Raw genomic sequence first — 14,202 nt, forward strand, 5'->3', positions numbered from 1 at the left:
CTGTTCCTGGTTAGACAATGGCGTCGCGCAGCGACGGACTGGTGTTGGCGATGGCGTAGAATTTGGCGCCGGCCATGCGGACGAGGATGACGCTGTCACCCTGTTTGAAGGTCTCGCCCTCGTCGTCGGGCTCGACCATGACGTAGTGGACCTGGCCGTGCTCGTCGCGGACCCGGGCCTGGGCTGCGGAGCCGGTGCGGGCCTCGCCGGTGACGATGGCGGCCACCCGGCCGACCAGGCTGTCGCGGGAGACGGCGGTGGTCTCGTCCCGGGGCATGATGCGGGCGACCCAGCGGCCGAAGACGCGGGTCAGGGGCAGGGCGGCCAGCAGGCCGAGCGGGACGGAGATCCAGAAGGGAGCGTAGACGCCGGCGATGGCGTGCAGCAGCCGCTGGCCGATCACTCCGGTCATGCCGAAGCTGAACAGGAAGACGACGATCAGCATCAGCAGCGGCAGGCGGCCGATGTTGAGCCAGGAGAGGATGGAGGGGCTTTCGCCGTCGATGAGCTCGCCCTCGCCGTCGCCCGACAGCGCGCCGCCCAGGCCCAGGGCCTCCACGGCCCCGAGCAGGATCATCAGCAACAAGGCGGCGACGAAGGGCACATTGCCCCCGGCCGTCAGAAACCCCCACATCGACGCTATCCCCTGTTAGGCTTTGCCGACCTTAGCACGCAGTGAAGCCAGCCGCTCCTCGACGCGGTTCTGGCGCGACAGACGATCCAGTTCGGCCAGGCGGGAGTCCAGCCCCCGGTCCAGTCGGCCGACGCCCGAGCCGCCCTCCCGGGCCATGACGCGGTTGAAGGCGGTGGTGGCGTCGTCGATGCGGCGGGCGACACCGGGGCCGTTGCCGCCGGCCGGGGCGGCGCCGACCTGTTCGGCGGCGTACTTTCGGGCGGCGAGCAGGGACTGGAAACCTTCCTCCATCTCGCGGCGCTTGGCCTGCAGGGCGGCGACGTAGCCTTCCAGCTCGCGCTCGCGACTGGCGGTGTCGGCGACGGTGCTCTCCAGCACCGGGACCTGGGCCTCGATGTCGAGCTGGCTTTCGATGGCGGCCTTGGCGAGGTCCTCGCGGCCTTGGCCGAGCGCGATCTCGACCTGTTCGGAGAGGTCCTCGTGGCGGCTGCTCTGTTCGGTCAGCCGCTTGCTGGCCAGGTGGCGCGAGGCGATAGCCTTGCCCAGTTCGGTGCGCACCTCGTCGATGGCGGCGTCGATCTCGCGCAGGGTCTGCTGCATGACCGCGTCGGGCATGGCGCCCTCGACCTGGTCGACCAGGGCATGGGCGCTGGCGCTGACGATGCGGCCGACGCGGGCGCCAAGGCTGTCAGCCATGGGAGGACTCCTTCTTGGGGGTGTGAAGCGCGATGAGATCGGCCAGGGCCGCGATGCGTCGCGACACCACGGCCGGGTCGTAGGCGGGGGCGGTCGGGGTGACCGACCAGCGCAGCAATTGTTCGGCGATGCGGGCGGCGCGCTCGACCAGCCGCGCCTCGTAGCGGGCCAGGTCGTGCGGCTCGCCCGAGCGGATCTCGGCCGGGGCGGCGAGGGCGACGGCCAGCAGCTCCTCGGCTTCGCTGAGCAGGGTGCGGACGACGCCGGAATGGGCGCCGGCCCGGTCCTCGGCCTCACGCACCGCCTGGGCCGGTTCGGCCAGCAGGTCGCGGCTGACGGCCAGGGCGCCGCCGTAGCCTTCCGGCGTGTCGGCGCGCTGGCGGGCCTGGCGGATCAGGGCCCGGACCTTGTCGCTGGCGGTGATGGCGTCGTCGATGCGCAGGGCGGCCAGGAAGACCGCGTCGTCATCCGCCAATCGCACGCTCAGGGGCTTGTTAAGACCGACCATGGGTGGACGTTAACATGTGTCAGACGTTTGTAAACATCTGTCATGCGTTTGTCCTCGGCGAGGATTTTGCCGTGCCGGATCAGCCGCGGATCGTCTAGGAAGAGGCGCTATCGCAGGAGCCCGCATGCCCGAGATCACCGCCACCCACCGCGTCCACGGCGGCGCGCTGAGCTACTGCCGCCACGACAGCGCGGCCACCGGCACGCCGATGAAGTTCAGCATCTTCGTCCCGCCGGGCGAGGGGCCGTTCCCGGTGCTGGTCTGGCTGTCGGGCCTGACCTGCACCGAGGACAATTTCACCACCAAGGCCGGCGCCTACGGCGCGGCGGCCGAGCACGGGGTGATCATCGTCGCGCCGGACACCAGCCCGCGCGGCGAGGGCGTGGCCGACGATCCGGCCTACGACCTGGGGCAGGGGGCGGGCTTCTATCTCGACGCCACCCAGGCGCCCTGGGCGCCGCACTTCAGGATGGAGAGCTACATCACGCGGGACCTGCTGGCGGCGGTCGACGGGGCCTTCCCGACCGATCCGGCGCGGCGCGGCGTGTTCGGCCACAGCATGGGCGGCCACGGGGCGTTGACCCTGGCCCTGCGCCACCCGGACCTGTTCAGATCGGTGTCGGCCTTCGCGCCGATCGTCTCGCCGACCCGCTGTCCCTGGGGCGAGAAGGCCCTCACCGCCTATCTCGGCGGGGGTCGCGGGGCCTGGGCGGACCATGACGCCTGCCTGCTGATCGAGGCCGGCGCGGCGAGGTTCGACGACATCCTGGTCGACCAGGGCCTGGGCGACCAGTTCCTCGAAGGTCAGCTGAAACCCGAGCTGCTGGAAGCCGCCTGCGCCGCCGCCGGCCAGAAACTGACCCTTCGCCGCCAGCCGGGCTACGACCACAGCTACTTCTTCATGACCAGCTTCATAGCCGACCATATCGCCTGGCACGCGGCCCGGCTCTAGAAGCCAGCGGCCTTGATCGCCGCCTCAAGGTATTCGTCCCGGCCCGCGCGGACGCCCGCGATCGTGCGTTCCACCGGAATGGTCGGCTGGATGCCGACCCCGTGGTGCGTCGAGCCGTCGTGTTTGGTCACCTTCATCCCCGTCCAGAACAGGCGATAGCCGCCCGGCAGGGTGAAGGGGTTGATGTTGCCGTTGGTCCCAGCGGTCGAACTTCCGACGATCTCGCCCAGCCGATAGGCCTCGACAATGCCCATCACGGACTCCGCAAAGCTGATCGCCCGGCCGTCCGTCATGAAGACCTGCCTGGCGGTGATCACCGGCGCCTCGGGTTTGAGTTCCCAACGGCCGGTCTGCCGCCAGCCCCAGCCCTGGCGGTCGGGTCTGGTCACGATCGGCACGTTCCAGTGGGCGGAATAGAGCGTCTTGTCGCTGAGATGGGGCAGCAGCCAGCGGGCGCCGGCGGTGGGATAGCCGCGCATGTCGAAGATGATCGCCTTGGCCGTGAACAGCTGATCTTGCACGGCGATCAGGTCGTCAGCGGAGACGCGCTCAAGGTCGACGTAAAGCAGCCCGGGCCGCAGCTCACTGACTGGCGGTGGCCGGGTCTCGGTGAGATGCGGCGCCGTCTTGCCGAACAGCTCATAGGTCAGGGTGACCTCCACGACGGCGCCGTCGGCCTTGCGGACCTGCAGGACGGCGGTATCGCCGGTCTCGCCCTCGCTCAGCATGCGCAGCGCCCGGGCGAGCCGCCATTGGGGCGTCGCAGCGGAGATCAGGCGGGCCTCATCGGCGATGGCTTCCTTGACCGGCCGGCCATCGAGCGCGAGCACCACATCCCCGACCTTGAGACCGGCGGCCTTGTCGGCGACCGCCTCGGTTATGACCAGCTGGCCCTCGACCATCTCCCAGTAGACCGGCAGGAGCCGCGTCTTTCGCGGCAGGTTGGCGCGGCCATGGCCGTCGTGAAGGGCGGCGACGAGGTGCTGAAGGGTGGTCTCGAAGGCGAAGGCGTCCTTGTCCGTCGCCGCAGCCTTGAGCCCCCGGGACAGCTCCGCCGGCCAGTCCGCCTGGACGACATCGAAGTAGGGGTAGAAGTGCTGGAACACATTCCAGGCGATGACCACATCGGCCAATCGCGTCGCCCGATCGTCCCCGCTGTATGAGAAGCCGTCCGGCTTTTCGGGTCTGAGCACCGGCCGGGTCACGACCGGGGCGCCGGTGGCCGGCAGGACGAGGCGCATCCGGGCGACCACGCCGCCGCCGAGGTCCAGGGTCACGGCCGCGTCGGGGGCCATGCCGGGCGGCGGCGGACCGCGCCGGCTGACATAGGTGTTTTTCGGATCGAACTGCAGGCCTTCGTGCGTCCAGGCCAGTTGCTTGGCCGCCGCCGGGAGGGTCGGCGGCGGCGCTGCGCCGGGTTGGATGACCAGGGTCGGCGCGACAGGCAGAAAGACCTCCCGCAGCGCGGCGGCCAGCTGCAGGTCGTTCTTGGCGCCTTCAACATGCTGTACGCCGGCGAGGGCCAGACGGTCCCAATCGGCCTCGACGGCCTCCTCGCTCGGGTGGAAGAAGCGGACGTAGCCGTAGAGGCGGGCGAAGGCTTCCACGTTGCGTTGACCACGGGCGGTCAGGGCGCGGGGCGCCTCGATGCCGACGGCCGGGGTGGGATCGGCGACCACTGATGGCTGCCGGGCCTGACTCTGACCGGTCAGCAGCACAAGGGCGGCGGCGAGACTCGCAATGAATCGATGGCGCATCATTCCTCCCCCGAACTCACGCCATGCGAGTAGTGGTGTCGATTGCGGCTAGGATGCGGCCGGCGCCGTGTCGCGCGGCCGCTAAATCCCCGCGCCCATGTCGATGAAGGTCTCGGCCAGGGGGGCCTTCGGCCGTTCAGCGTCCTGGGCCAGTTCGTGGGTCAGGCGGTCGATCTGGGCGGTGATCTCGGGGACGGCGGTGACTTCCCAGAGGGCCGGGCGGGTCAGCGGACCGACGGCGTAGAGCCAGTCGGAGGCGCGGCCGTCGATGTCCTGCACGGCGCAGTCGTCGCTCTCCAGGCCCAGGCCCAGCGGGTCGGGGCGGATCAGGCGGCGGCGGGCGAGGTCGGCGAACAGCGGGTTGGCCAGGCGGTCCAGGTCGCTGCGTGGGCCGGTGCAGTTGATCACCCTGGCCACGGTCAGGGTCTGTTCGGTCTTCAGGCCGCGCAGATGCAGGCGGGCGGAAACCTGGCCCTTGCGGCGGGTCCATTCGACCACCCGGCCGCCGAGCACGGTCAAGGCGGCGCTTTCGAGCAGGGCGTCCAGGCGGGCGGCGACGCGCGGCGCCATGCGGTGGCGGTGGACGTCCCAGCGGGGGCGCAGGTGGCGCAGGAACTGGCGGCGCTGGCGCGGGGTCCAGGTCTCCCAGACCCGGGCGATGGCCGGGCGGACGGCGTCCATCACCCGCTGCCAGGGCGTGCCCTGCCGCTCGGCCTGGGCGGCGGCGGCGCGGATGGCCCGGGTCAGCATCAGCGGCGAGGCCGGCAGCAGCGGCGCGACGAACGGCGACCAGGCGCCGCCGGCCTTGTGCGGCGTGGGAACGAGGCCGCGCCGGGAGACGGCGAACATCGGCCCCTTCTGGCCCTCGGCGGCCAGCTTGAGGGCGACGTCGACCATGGTCAGGCCGGTGCCCAGCATCAGGATCGGCGCTTCGGGGTCGCCGCCGGCCAGGGCGCGCGGCGCCCAGGGGTCGGGGACGAAGGCGGGGTGATCGTGCAGCCAGGCGTCGTGGGGCAGGGGCGCGCGGGGCGGCAGGTTGCCGGTGGCCAGCACCAGCAGCTCGCAGGCGATCTCGCGGCCGTCGAGCAGGCGCACGCCCCGGCGCGGCGGATCGAGCAGGGCCACCGCCTCGCCCCGGATGGTGGCCAGGCCGGGGCCGTCGTCTTCCGCCCGGGCGTCTTCCAGGCGTTCCTGCAGGTAGTCGCCGAGCAGGCCGCGCGGCAGGAAGGCGTCGGCCAGGACGCCCTCGCTTTCGACCAGGGCTTCGTCGAGGTGGTGGCCGGCGCCGGACAGCCAGTCCTGGAACGGCGGGGTGAGGCCCGTCTCCATGCGGTGGGCCGGCACGTTGAGCAGGTGGTAGGGCTCGCAGGCCCCGTAGGCCAGGCCGCGCCCAGGCCGCACCGCCGGGTCGACCAGCAGGATACGCCAGGCCGGTTTCGCCGCCGTCAGCTTCAGGGCCAGCAACGTCCCGCTGAAGCCGCCGCCGACGATGGCGACCGTGCGGAGGGGCGAAGTGGTGTCGGCCATGGCGATTCCCGTGCTCGCGGCGACTTTGCGCAGGGGAAGGCGGCAAAACAAGGCGCCGGACACGCAGCGGTGACTTGCGGAACAAAAGGGGAAGCGATGAACATCGTTCTTGGAGCGACGGCCGGATGGACCGGCCGGGCTTCCTGGCGGAACAACCATGAAAAGGAAGGTTTGTCTTGTGACGGCCGCGGCTTCGCTCGCGGCGGTGTTGGGGGCCTGTGAGCGGCCGGCGCCACCGGCGCTGAAGGCCGCCGCGCCGGTGGTGGAGGTCGCGGCCGCGCCGCCGCCGAAGCCCAGTTTCGACTGCGCCAAAGCCAAGGCCTCGGTCGAGCGGATGGCCTGCGAGAACCCGGGCCTGGCGACGGCGGACCAGCGGATGGCCCAGAGCTATCGAAACCAGATGGCGAAGTTTCCGGCCGGTCAGCGACACCGGCTGCTGGAGGGCCAGCGCTCCTTCCTGAGCTATGCGCGCAAGGCCTGCGCCGAGGATCCGATCTGTCTCGAATGGGCCTACGACCAGCGCACCGCCGACCTCGAGGCCAGCCTTGGGAAGGGGCCGGCGATCCTGACCCTGACCCGCTACGAGATCTCACCCGCGCCGGACGGGCCGTTGCTGCGGCGGACCGGCCGGCGACTGCTGCTCGACCAGCTGGCCGACCCGGCGACGCCGGGCGAGCGAGCCCTCAACGCCAGGATGGCCGACTGGCTGGCCGAGGCCAACGCGGCCCAGCCGGTGGCGCCGTCGCTCGGCGGCGGTATCGAGGGGGCGGCGGTGGAAATCCGCTCGATCAGCGAGAAGAAGATCGTGGTGGCGGTGCAGGGCCCGACCATGCAGCGGCTGATCGACTGGTCGCCGACGCTCGGCCGGCCGCTGACGGTCAGCGATGAAACCACGCCGGCGGAAACCGAGCCCGTCGACGGCTGACGGCGGCTTCCCAAGCCTTGACTTGGTGCGTCCGCGCCGTCATACACCGCGCCTTCCACGCCGCCGGCCCCGCCGGACGGTGATGGATTACATGACGGGTGATCCGTAGCCGCCGTTGAGATCGTGCTCCCACTAGCGGGGGCGCCGGCCCGGATCGAAATAGATGAGTGACTCATGTCCAAGCGCCATAGCGCCAAGTACAAAATCGACCGCCGGATGGGTGAAAACATCTGGGGCCGTCCGAAATCCCCGGTGAACAAGCGTTCCTACGGTCCCGGCCAGCACGGCCAGCGCCGCAAGTCCAAGGTCTCCGACTTCGGCCTGCAGCTGAAGGCCAAGCAGAAGCTCAAGGGCTACTACGGCAACCTGACCGAGAAGCAGTTCGCCAAGACCTACACAGAAGCCGCCCGCCGCAAGGGCAACACCTCGGAAAACCTGATCGCGCTGCTGGAAAGCCGCCTGGACGCCATCGTCTACCGCGCCAAGTTCGTGCCGACCGTGTTCGCCGCCCGCCAGTTCGTCAACCACGGCCACGTGCTGGTGAACGGCAAGCGCGTCAACATCGCCAGCTACCGCGTCAAGCCGGGCGACGTCGTCTCGGTGCGTGAAAAGTCGCGCAGCATGGCCCTGGTTCTGGAAGCTCTCGGCTCGTCCGAGCGTGACCACCCCGACTACGTCACCGTGGACCTGCGCGCCTTCGCCGCGACCTTCGTCCGCGCGCCGGAACTGGCCGAAGTGCCGTACCCGGTGAAGATGGAGCCGAACCTGGTCGTCGAATTCTACGCCTCGTAAGCGTCGGATCGGACCAAGAGATCGAGGGCCCCGGAGCGATCCGGGGCCCTTTTTCTATGGGGCTTTCGGCGTGAAGCCGTATTCCCAGTCGTAGGGGACGCCAGTCTCGCCGAGCACGGCGCGGACGAGGTCGGGGTAGGCCTTCTCGATCCGCACGTCGTTGCCCAGGAAGACGACGCAGCGGCGGCGCTTCTCGACACAGACCCAGGTGTTGCCGGTGCTGTCGTTGTGGCCGCCCTTGTAGAAGCCGTGGCCCTGCGGACCGTCGAAGACGATCACGCCCAGGCCGGCGGCGAGGTCCGGGCGGCGTTTCGCGGGCGGCAGCTCCGGCTGCAGGCTGTTGAACTGGCTGGCGGTGGTGATGGCCAGCTGGGGCCGGACCATCTCGGCGCGGGAGGCGGCGCTGAGGCCCTCGCCACGCATGACTCCGGCGGAGAAGGCGGCGAAGTCGGACATGGTCGTGTCCATCGAGCCGGCGGCGCGCACGCGGCTGCGCTCGTCATGCGGTTCGACTGAACCGTCCGCCTTCCAGCCATCGGCCAGTTCGGCGGCGAAGTCGGGGCGCCAGGTCATGCTCGTATTGTTCATCTCGAAGCGGTCGAACACCCGCCGCTGCATCTCCTTGCCGAGATCGAGGCCGAGGCCCTTCTCCAGCACGAACTGCAGCAGGATCATGCCGTCGCCGCTGTAGGCGTAGCGGCTGCCGGGGTCGAAGTGGATGACCAGCTTTTCGCCCGGGTTGTCCCAGTAGAAGTTGCTGAAGCCGGCGCTGTGGGTCAGCAGCATGCGCGGGGTGATCTGGCGCCAGCGCGCGTCGATCAGGGTCTCGTAAGGGGCGTATGCCTCGCCGAAGCCGGCGTACTCGGGCAGCGGTTTGGCCAGGTATTTCGAGATCGGCGCGTCCAGATCGATGACGCCCTCGTCGACCAGCTGCAGCACGGTGTAGGCGAACACCGCCTTGGTCAGGGAGGCGCCGTACATCACCGTGTCGGGGCTCAGGGGCTCGCCCTTGGCGTTGCGCGCGCCATAGGCCTGGACATAGGCGACCTTGCCGTCCTCGATCACCGCGACGGCCAGGCCGTTGGCCCCGGTGTCCCGCATGGCCCGGGCGACCTTGGCGTCGAGCGCCTTGCCGTCGAAGGGCCTGGCCATGGCCGGCGTGGCGAGCATCAGCAGGGCGAAAACGGCGACGACTTTACGCATGGAGCCTCCCGGACGATGCGGCGAGGCTAGACAAGAACCACGGGTCTGTCTTTGCTCGTCGCATGACAAGACGCCACGCCCTGCTCGCCGCCCTGCTGCTGGTTTCGGCCTGCGCCACCAAGGCCGTCTATTCCTCGCCGGACGCCGGCATGGTCGAGCTGGAGCCGCTGCTGGCCGCCGAGGTGCGGGCCGATGTGCTGGTCATCCGGGTGACCTCGACCGGCTGCACGGCCAAGGACGACATCGTCTGGTTCGTCGAGAAGGCGGGCAATCGGGTGGCGGTGGCGTTCGGGCGCAAAAGGATCGACGCCTGCAAGGCCGCGCCGCAGCCGATGGAGATCGCCTTCAGCTACGCCGAACTGGGCCTCAAGCCCGGCCAGGCGGTGGCCATCGTCAACCCGCTGGCATCTCGCTGAACATCGTCTCCATCCACTCCGGCACGCGGACCGGGCGGCGGGTGACGGCGTCGATCAGGCACCATTCGGAACGGCCCTGGGAGCACATCTCACCGCCCGGTCCGTCGATCCGGTAGAAGCGGTCGAAGCGCGGCCCGCGCCGCTCGCCGAGCCAGGTGACGCCGGCGGCGGTCTCGCCGGGCAGCAGGGCGCGGCGGTAGTCGAGTTCATGGCGCAGGGCGATCCAGGCCCATTTGGCCTGTTCCTCGGGCGGCAGGCGGGCGCGCCAGTGGCCGGTGGCCAGGTCCTGCATCCAGCCCAGGTAGACGACGTTGTTGACGTGGCCGTTTTCGTCGATGTCGGCCGGCTTGGGCGCGAAATCGAGGCTGAAGGTCTGGCGGCCGTCCGGCGGGCTAAGCGTCCGGCTCACGCCGGCAGAACGCCCTGGCTCTGCAGGAAGGTCTTCAGTTCGCCGGCCTGGTACATCTCGCGGATGATGTCGCTGCCGCCGACGAACTCGCCCTTGACGTAAAGCTGCGGGATGGTCGGCCAGTCGCTGTAGGTCTTGATGCCCTGGCGCAGGTCGTCGGACTGCAGCACGTCGACGCCGACGAAATCGACCTCCAGGTGGTCGAGAATCTGCACCACCAGCGAGGAGAAGCCGCAGCGCGGCTGTTCCGGCTCGCCCTTCATGAAGACCACGACGGGGTTCTCGGCCACGGCCTGGGCGATGAAGGCCTGGACGCGATCGGCGACAGCAGCGTCGGACATGGGACAAATCCTCAAAGAAAACTCATCCCTCAGCTAGGCGCCGAGGGGCTCCGGGTCAAGAACCCGCGACGTTTAGGACTTCTCGCCGTTGGAAAAGCGCGCCATTTCGATCTGCGCCGCCACGCCGGTGGGCAGGTCGCGCTCGGGCACGGCGGCCAGGCGGTTGACGCGCTCGACGCTGTCGGCCTCCATCTGCACGCTGGTCACCGCCGGCTCGAACAGGGCGAAGGCCAGGCAGATCTCCTCACCGGTCCAGCCGTGGGTGTCCTCGAGGAAGTGGTAGGCGCTGCGGGGGCTGATCTTCGGCTTCTTCTTGAACCAGCCCTTCAGCAGGCTGGGCTTGTCGGCCCCGGTCAGCTCGGCCGGACAGACGTCGCGGGCGATGACGGCGATGTTCTTCTCCGAGGCCACCTTCAGGCGATGCCGCTCCTTCCAGCCGGAGGTCAGGCTGTAGGGGGTGATCAGGCAGTCGACGCCGGGCTTGTCGAGCGCCAGGTCCATGGTTTCGCCGGAGCCGGCGACGCCGACCTGGCGCGCCGCGCGGCTGTGCTTGAGGGTGCGGGCGAAGTCGACCTGGCCCAGGTCCTCGACGACGACCAGATCGAGATAGTCGGTCCCCAACCGGCGCAGGATCATGCCGGCGGCGTCGTCCAGGTTTCCGATGGTCGGGGCGCGCCAGGCCAGGAACAGCAGCCGCCGCTCGATGTCGCCCAGGGCCTGCGAAAGCGCGTCGAGCAGGCCGTCGCTATGGCCGGCCAGTTCGAAGGCGTTGATGCCGGCGCCCATGGCCGCGTCGATCAGCTCACGCCAGTCGCGGGCCGACCTGCGGCTGGAATCGTCAAGCAGCAGGGAGACCGTCGAGACGGCCATTCCGTAGGTGGCGCCGAAGGGGCGGTAACGCATGGGGCGCCTTAGGGGGCTGCGGTTTCGAGGGCGAGGGCGTGAAGCACGGTGCCGAGCACGTCGGCGAGGGCCTTGTTGACCAGCTGGTGCTGGCGCACCCGGGGCAGGCCGGCGAAGGCGGGAGAGACGATACGGGCCTTGTAGTGGTCGCCGTCGCCCGCCAGGTCGGTGATAGTGATCTCGGCGTCCGGAAAGGCCTCGGTCAGGCGGCGTTCCAGTTCGGCGGCGGGCATGGGCACGGGCGACTCTCCTCGTAGACAGCCGAGCAATGGGGGATAATGCTTAATAGCCTTCCAAGGGGGATTAAGCATGTGGCATCGGATCGCGCATCTGGCGTTCAAGGGACTGGTCGGGGCAGGCCTCGCCGCCTCGCTGGCCGCCTGCAATATGGTGGTGACCACCGAGCCGACCTTCCTGGCGCAGGACCAGGGCAAGCCGACGCTTCGTGAGGGCCTGTGGGTCAGCGAGGAGAAGGACTGCAAGGTCGATATCAAGGCGCCGGCCAGCAAATGGCCCGAATGCGCCCACTGGCTGGTCGTCAAGGGCTCGTCGATGACCGGCGTCGGGGACGAGGGCAAGGCGTTCGACGTACCCTTCATCCTGGCCGCCGGCGATCCGCGCGTCCTGCAGATCCGCATCGAGGACGACAAGATCAGTGAGGACGGCAAGAAGGCCGTCATCTACCTCTACATGGGCATCAGGCCGCTGAAGCACGACAAGGAGGGCCGGATCGTTTCCTACAGCGGCTGGATCGTGCAGTGCGGCCCGCCACCGCCCAAGGATGCCAAGAAGCCGGACGGCAACCCGCGCTACGGCACGCTGGAGCCCTCGCCGGGGATCATCATGGACAGCGACCTCTCCGGCTGCGCCCCGGCCGACAAGGCCTCGCTGATCGGCGCGGCCGGGCTGTCGGCGGCCTATGAGACCGGAACCGACAAGGACGACGTCAGCCGCTGGGTCCGCGACGGAGACAAATAGGACGGCTGGACAATCACGCGACTCTCACGCACTGTTCACGGGGGCGTGAGGAGGTCGTGATGAGACTGTCATTCGTTGCCTTGTTCATCGCCGCCGTGGGCCTGACCGCCTGCAACGACGATGTGTTGACCACCAAGACCCCGGTGCTGTTCGCCGCCGACCGCGACGCCCTGCCGCTGGCGCGGGACGGGGTGTGGGCCGGCGACGGCTGTTCGGCCGATCCGGCGCTCGACCTGCCGGCCTGGGATTGCGACGAGGCCTTCATCGTCCGGCGAGGCCGAGCGGCCCATCCAGATGACGCGGTGGAGAACGATCCGGCCTTGATGAAGGCCATGAGGCTGGCTGTTTCCAGCGACTTCCAGGTCGCCCAGACAGGTCCGAGCGATCCCGGGGACGGCTACTACAGCTTCTACGGCGTCGACGGCGTCCGGCTGGACCAGAGCGGCCGGGTGATCGCCTTGCGCGCCTGGCGGTTGAAATGCGGTCCGCCGCCGCCAGACGGAACGAAGACGGAAGGCGGCAAGCCGCGCCACCAGACGCTCGAACCTTACCCCGGCGTGGTGGTCGAGGAGGGCGGTTGCGCCGCCAAGGGCCGCGCCGGCCTGATCGCCGCCGCCAGCGCCAGCCGGGTCGATCCCAAGGGCAACCACGACAGCGCCGAGCGCTATCGCTGGGTGCGCGAGGAGCGGCCCGGCGATTGGGTGGAGGCCCAGCCGGTCACCGAGCCGCCGCCCAAAAGCTAGTCCACCATCGCCGAGTAGATGATGTTCTTGAGCTGGCCGCGGAAGTTGAAGGTGCCCGACGGCATCAGCTGGGTCATGAAGACGACGCTGAGTTCCTCGTGCGGATCGACCCAGAAGATGGTCGAGGCGGCGCCGCCCCAGTAGAAGTCGCCTTCGCCCAGCGTGCCGGTGCTGACCACGTCCATGGTGCTGGCAAAGCCGAGGCCGAAACCGACGCCCGTGTTGGCGGTTTCGGAGAAGGTTCCGAGCGCCATCTCGGTCAGGTCCTGGTCGCCGGGCAGGTGGTTGCGGGTCATCAGGTCGAGGGTGCGGGGGCCGAGGATGCGGACCCCGTCCAGCTCGCCGCCCCGGCGCAGCATCTCGCAGAAGCGCATGTAGTCGGCGCAGGTGCCGGTCAGGCCGCCGCCGCCGGACAGGAACCTGGCGGGCGCCAGGTAGGCGCTGGTCCCGGCGTCGTCGATCAGGCCGAGGGTTTTGTCGGGGTTGCGCTGGTAGTTGGAGGCGAAGCGGTGGGCCTTCTCCGGCGCCACCTGGAAGCTGGTGTCGACCATGCCCAGCGGATCGAAGATGACGTCCTGCAGGTATTTGTCGAAGGGCACGCCGCTGATCCGCTCGACCAGGGCGCCGCAGACGTCGGTGGCGAGGCTGTACATCCACTTGGTCCCGGGCTGGTAGAGCAGGGGGACCTGGGCCAGCTTGGCCATGAACTCGGGCAGGGTGTCGGCGCCACCCATGCTGCGGATCTTGAGGGCGCGGTAGACCTTGTCGACCGGGTGCTGGATGCCGACGCCGGGCAGGCCGCCGCCGTAGGTCAGGCCGCTCATGTGGGTGAGGACGTCGCGGATGCTGACCGGGCGCTCAAGCGCCTCGGTCTTCATCTCGTCGCCCTCGCCGCTGACCCAGACGCGCTGGGTCTTCCACTCGGGGAAGAAGCGGCTGACCGGATCGTCGAGCTGGAAGAAGCCGCGCTCGAACAGGGTCATCAGGGCGACCGAGGTGATCGGCTTGGTCATCGAATAGATGCGGAAGATGGTGTCCTCGGTCAGCGGCTTGTTGCGCTCGAGGTCCATGCTGCCGAACACGGCGTTGTAGGCGGGGTGGCCGTGGCGGGTGACGGCGATCTGGCAGCCGGCGATCTTGCCGGGGTCGATGTAGTTGCGCTTGAGGTGCTCGCCGATGCGTTCCAGGCGGTCGGCGTCGAGGCCGGTCCAGTTCGATTGCGCGTCCATCCTGAAGTCTCCGCAGTTTCTGGTTTGTTGGCCGCATCATGGCCGAACAAGCGTTTGAAGGCCAAGTCGAAACTTGGGTACGTCTGCTCCCCCTTCGGGGGAGCTCCCGGCGAAGCCGGGTGAGGGGGTCCCCGCCGGCGGGGGGGGGGGGGGGGGGGGGGGGGGGGGGGGGGGGGGGGGGCGGGGGGG

At 69.4% G+C, this 14,202-nt stretch carries 17 protein-coding genes; 6 read left to right on the plus strand and 11 right to left on the minus strand.

Annotated elements, in window-relative coordinates; translation table 11 throughout:
• Window positions 1–10: 10 nt before the first annotated feature.
• Genes AC1RSK_RS23740 through AC1RSK_RS23750 form a run of 3 tightly spaced genes read right to left on the minus strand, consistent with a single transcriptional unit; the run spans window position 11 to window position 1,811 of the window.
• The gene (locus AC1RSK_RS23740) at window positions 11–634 is read right to left on the minus strand and encodes a YqiJ family protein (RefSeq protein WP_492910166.1); all 624 of its coding nucleotides are present in this window, start codon (window positions 632–634) and stop codon (window positions 11–13) included.
• 15 nt (window positions 635–649) lie between these two features.
• Window positions 650–1,330 carry a PspA/IM30 family protein gene (locus AC1RSK_RS23745; RefSeq protein WP_492910167.1) on the minus strand — a complete coding sequence of 227 codons (681 nt, stop codon included), beginning with the start codon at window positions 1,328–1,330 and terminating at the stop codon, window positions 650–652.
• Entirely contained in the window at window positions 1,323–1,811 is a 489-nt protein-coding gene (locus tag AC1RSK_RS23750) for a hypothetical protein (RefSeq protein ID WP_492910190.1), read from the minus strand. The genes AC1RSK_RS23745 and AC1RSK_RS23750 overlap by 8 nt, the downstream gene beginning before the upstream one ends.
• A gap of 151 nt (window positions 1,812–1,962) precedes the next feature.
• Here AC1RSK_RS23750 and fghA point away from each other — a divergent pair, with 151 nt between their 5' ends.
• The gene (fghA, locus tag AC1RSK_RS23755; RefSeq protein WP_492910168.1) at window positions 1,963–2,790 is read left to right on the plus strand and encodes an S-formylglutathione hydrolase; all 828 of its coding nucleotides are present in this window, start codon (window positions 1,963–1,965) and stop codon (window positions 2,788–2,790) included.
• Here fghA and AC1RSK_RS23760 read toward each other — a convergent pair.
• Entirely contained in the window at window positions 2,787–4,547 is a 1,761-nt protein-coding gene (locus AC1RSK_RS23760) for a S41 family peptidase (protein ID WP_492910169.1), read from the minus strand. The two genes, fghA and AC1RSK_RS23760, sit on opposite strands and share 4 nt — an antisense overlap.
• 81 nt (window positions 4,548–4,628) lie before the next feature.
• Entirely contained in the window at window positions 4,629–6,074 is a 1,446-nt protein-coding gene (locus AC1RSK_RS23765) for an FAD/NAD(P)-binding protein (protein WP_492910170.1), read from the minus strand.
• A gap of 178 nt (window positions 6,075–6,252) precedes the next feature.
• Between AC1RSK_RS23765 and AC1RSK_RS23770 the strand changes: the two genes are divergently transcribed.
• Together AC1RSK_RS23770 and rpsD are read left to right on the plus strand one after the other, a co-directional pair.
• Entirely contained in the window at window positions 6,253–6,999 is a 747-nt protein-coding gene (locus tag AC1RSK_RS23770; protein WP_492910171.1) for a lysozyme inhibitor LprI family protein, read from the plus strand.
• Between the two features lie 174 nt (window positions 7,000–7,173).
• Entirely contained in the window at window positions 7,174–7,791 is a 618-nt protein-coding gene (rpsD, locus tag AC1RSK_RS23775) for a 30S ribosomal protein S4 (RefSeq protein WP_492910172.1), read from the plus strand.
• A 54-nt stretch (window positions 7,792–7,845) separates the two neighbouring features.
• On the opposite strand, the gene AC1RSK_RS23780 is transcribed toward rpsD, so the two are convergent.
• Window positions 7,846–8,994 (minus strand): serine hydrolase domain-containing protein, encoded by a 1,149-nt coding sequence (locus AC1RSK_RS23780; protein WP_492910173.1) that lies wholly within the window; start codon window positions 8,992–8,994, stop codon window positions 7,846–7,848.
• Between the two features lie 62 nt (window positions 8,995–9,056).
• Here AC1RSK_RS23780 and AC1RSK_RS23785 point away from each other — a divergent pair, with 62 nt between their 5' ends.
• On the plus strand, window positions 9,057–9,410 hold the full coding sequence (locus AC1RSK_RS23785) for a hypothetical protein (RefSeq protein WP_492910174.1): 354 nt from the start codon (window positions 9,057–9,059) through the stop codon (window positions 9,408–9,410).
• Here the strand turns inward: AC1RSK_RS23785 and AC1RSK_RS23790 are convergent.
• From AC1RSK_RS23790 to AC1RSK_RS23805, 4 genes are all read right to left on the minus strand, one after another.
• A complete protein-coding gene (locus AC1RSK_RS23790) occupies window positions 9,388–9,819 on the minus strand; it encodes an acyl-CoA thioesterase (protein WP_492910175.1) in 432 nt (143 codons plus the stop codon). The two genes, AC1RSK_RS23785 and AC1RSK_RS23790, sit on opposite strands and share 23 nt — an antisense overlap.
• On the minus strand, window positions 9,816–10,160 hold the full coding sequence (gene grxD / locus AC1RSK_RS23795) for a Grx4 family monothiol glutaredoxin (protein ID WP_492910176.1): 345 nt from the start codon (window positions 10,158–10,160) through the stop codon (window positions 9,816–9,818). Before grxD ends, AC1RSK_RS23790 begins: the two co-directional genes overlap by 4 nt.
• 72 nt (window positions 10,161–10,232) lie before the next feature.
• Window positions 10,233–11,063: an aldo/keto reductase gene (locus AC1RSK_RS23800; protein WP_492910178.1), complete on the minus strand. Its 831-nt coding sequence runs from the start codon at window positions 11,061–11,063 to the stop codon at window positions 10,233–10,235.
• An 8-nt stretch (window positions 11,064–11,071) separates the two neighbouring features.
• Complete coding sequence (locus tag AC1RSK_RS23805; RefSeq protein WP_492910179.1) at window positions 11,072–11,302, minus strand: BolA/IbaG family iron-sulfur metabolism protein; 231 nt, start codon at window positions 11,300–11,302, stop codon at window positions 11,072–11,074.
• 70 nt (window positions 11,303–11,372) lie between these two features.
• Between AC1RSK_RS23805 and AC1RSK_RS23810 the strand changes: the two genes are divergently transcribed.
• Together AC1RSK_RS23810 and AC1RSK_RS23815 are read left to right on the plus strand one after the other, a co-directional pair.
• On the plus strand, window positions 11,373–12,041 hold the full coding sequence (locus tag AC1RSK_RS23810; RefSeq protein ID WP_492910181.1) for a hypothetical protein: 669 nt from the start codon (window positions 11,373–11,375) through the stop codon (window positions 12,039–12,041).
• Window positions 12,042–12,100: 59 nt separating this feature from the next.
• Window positions 12,101–12,784, plus strand: a complete 684-nt coding sequence (locus AC1RSK_RS23815) for a hypothetical protein (protein ID WP_492910182.1) — start codon at window positions 12,101–12,103, stop codon at window positions 12,782–12,784.
• On the opposite strand, the gene AC1RSK_RS23820 is transcribed toward AC1RSK_RS23815, so the two are convergent.
• Window positions 12,781–14,013, minus strand: coding sequence for a serine hydrolase domain-containing protein (locus AC1RSK_RS23820; RefSeq protein WP_492910183.1), 1,233 nt, complete (start codon window positions 14,011–14,013; stop codon window positions 12,781–12,783). The genes AC1RSK_RS23815 and AC1RSK_RS23820 overlap by 4 nt on opposite strands.
• Window positions 14,014–14,202: the final 189 nt, after the last annotated feature.

The sequence above is a fragment of the Caulobacter sp. GW821-FHT11A05 genome (genome assembly GCF_058809015.1).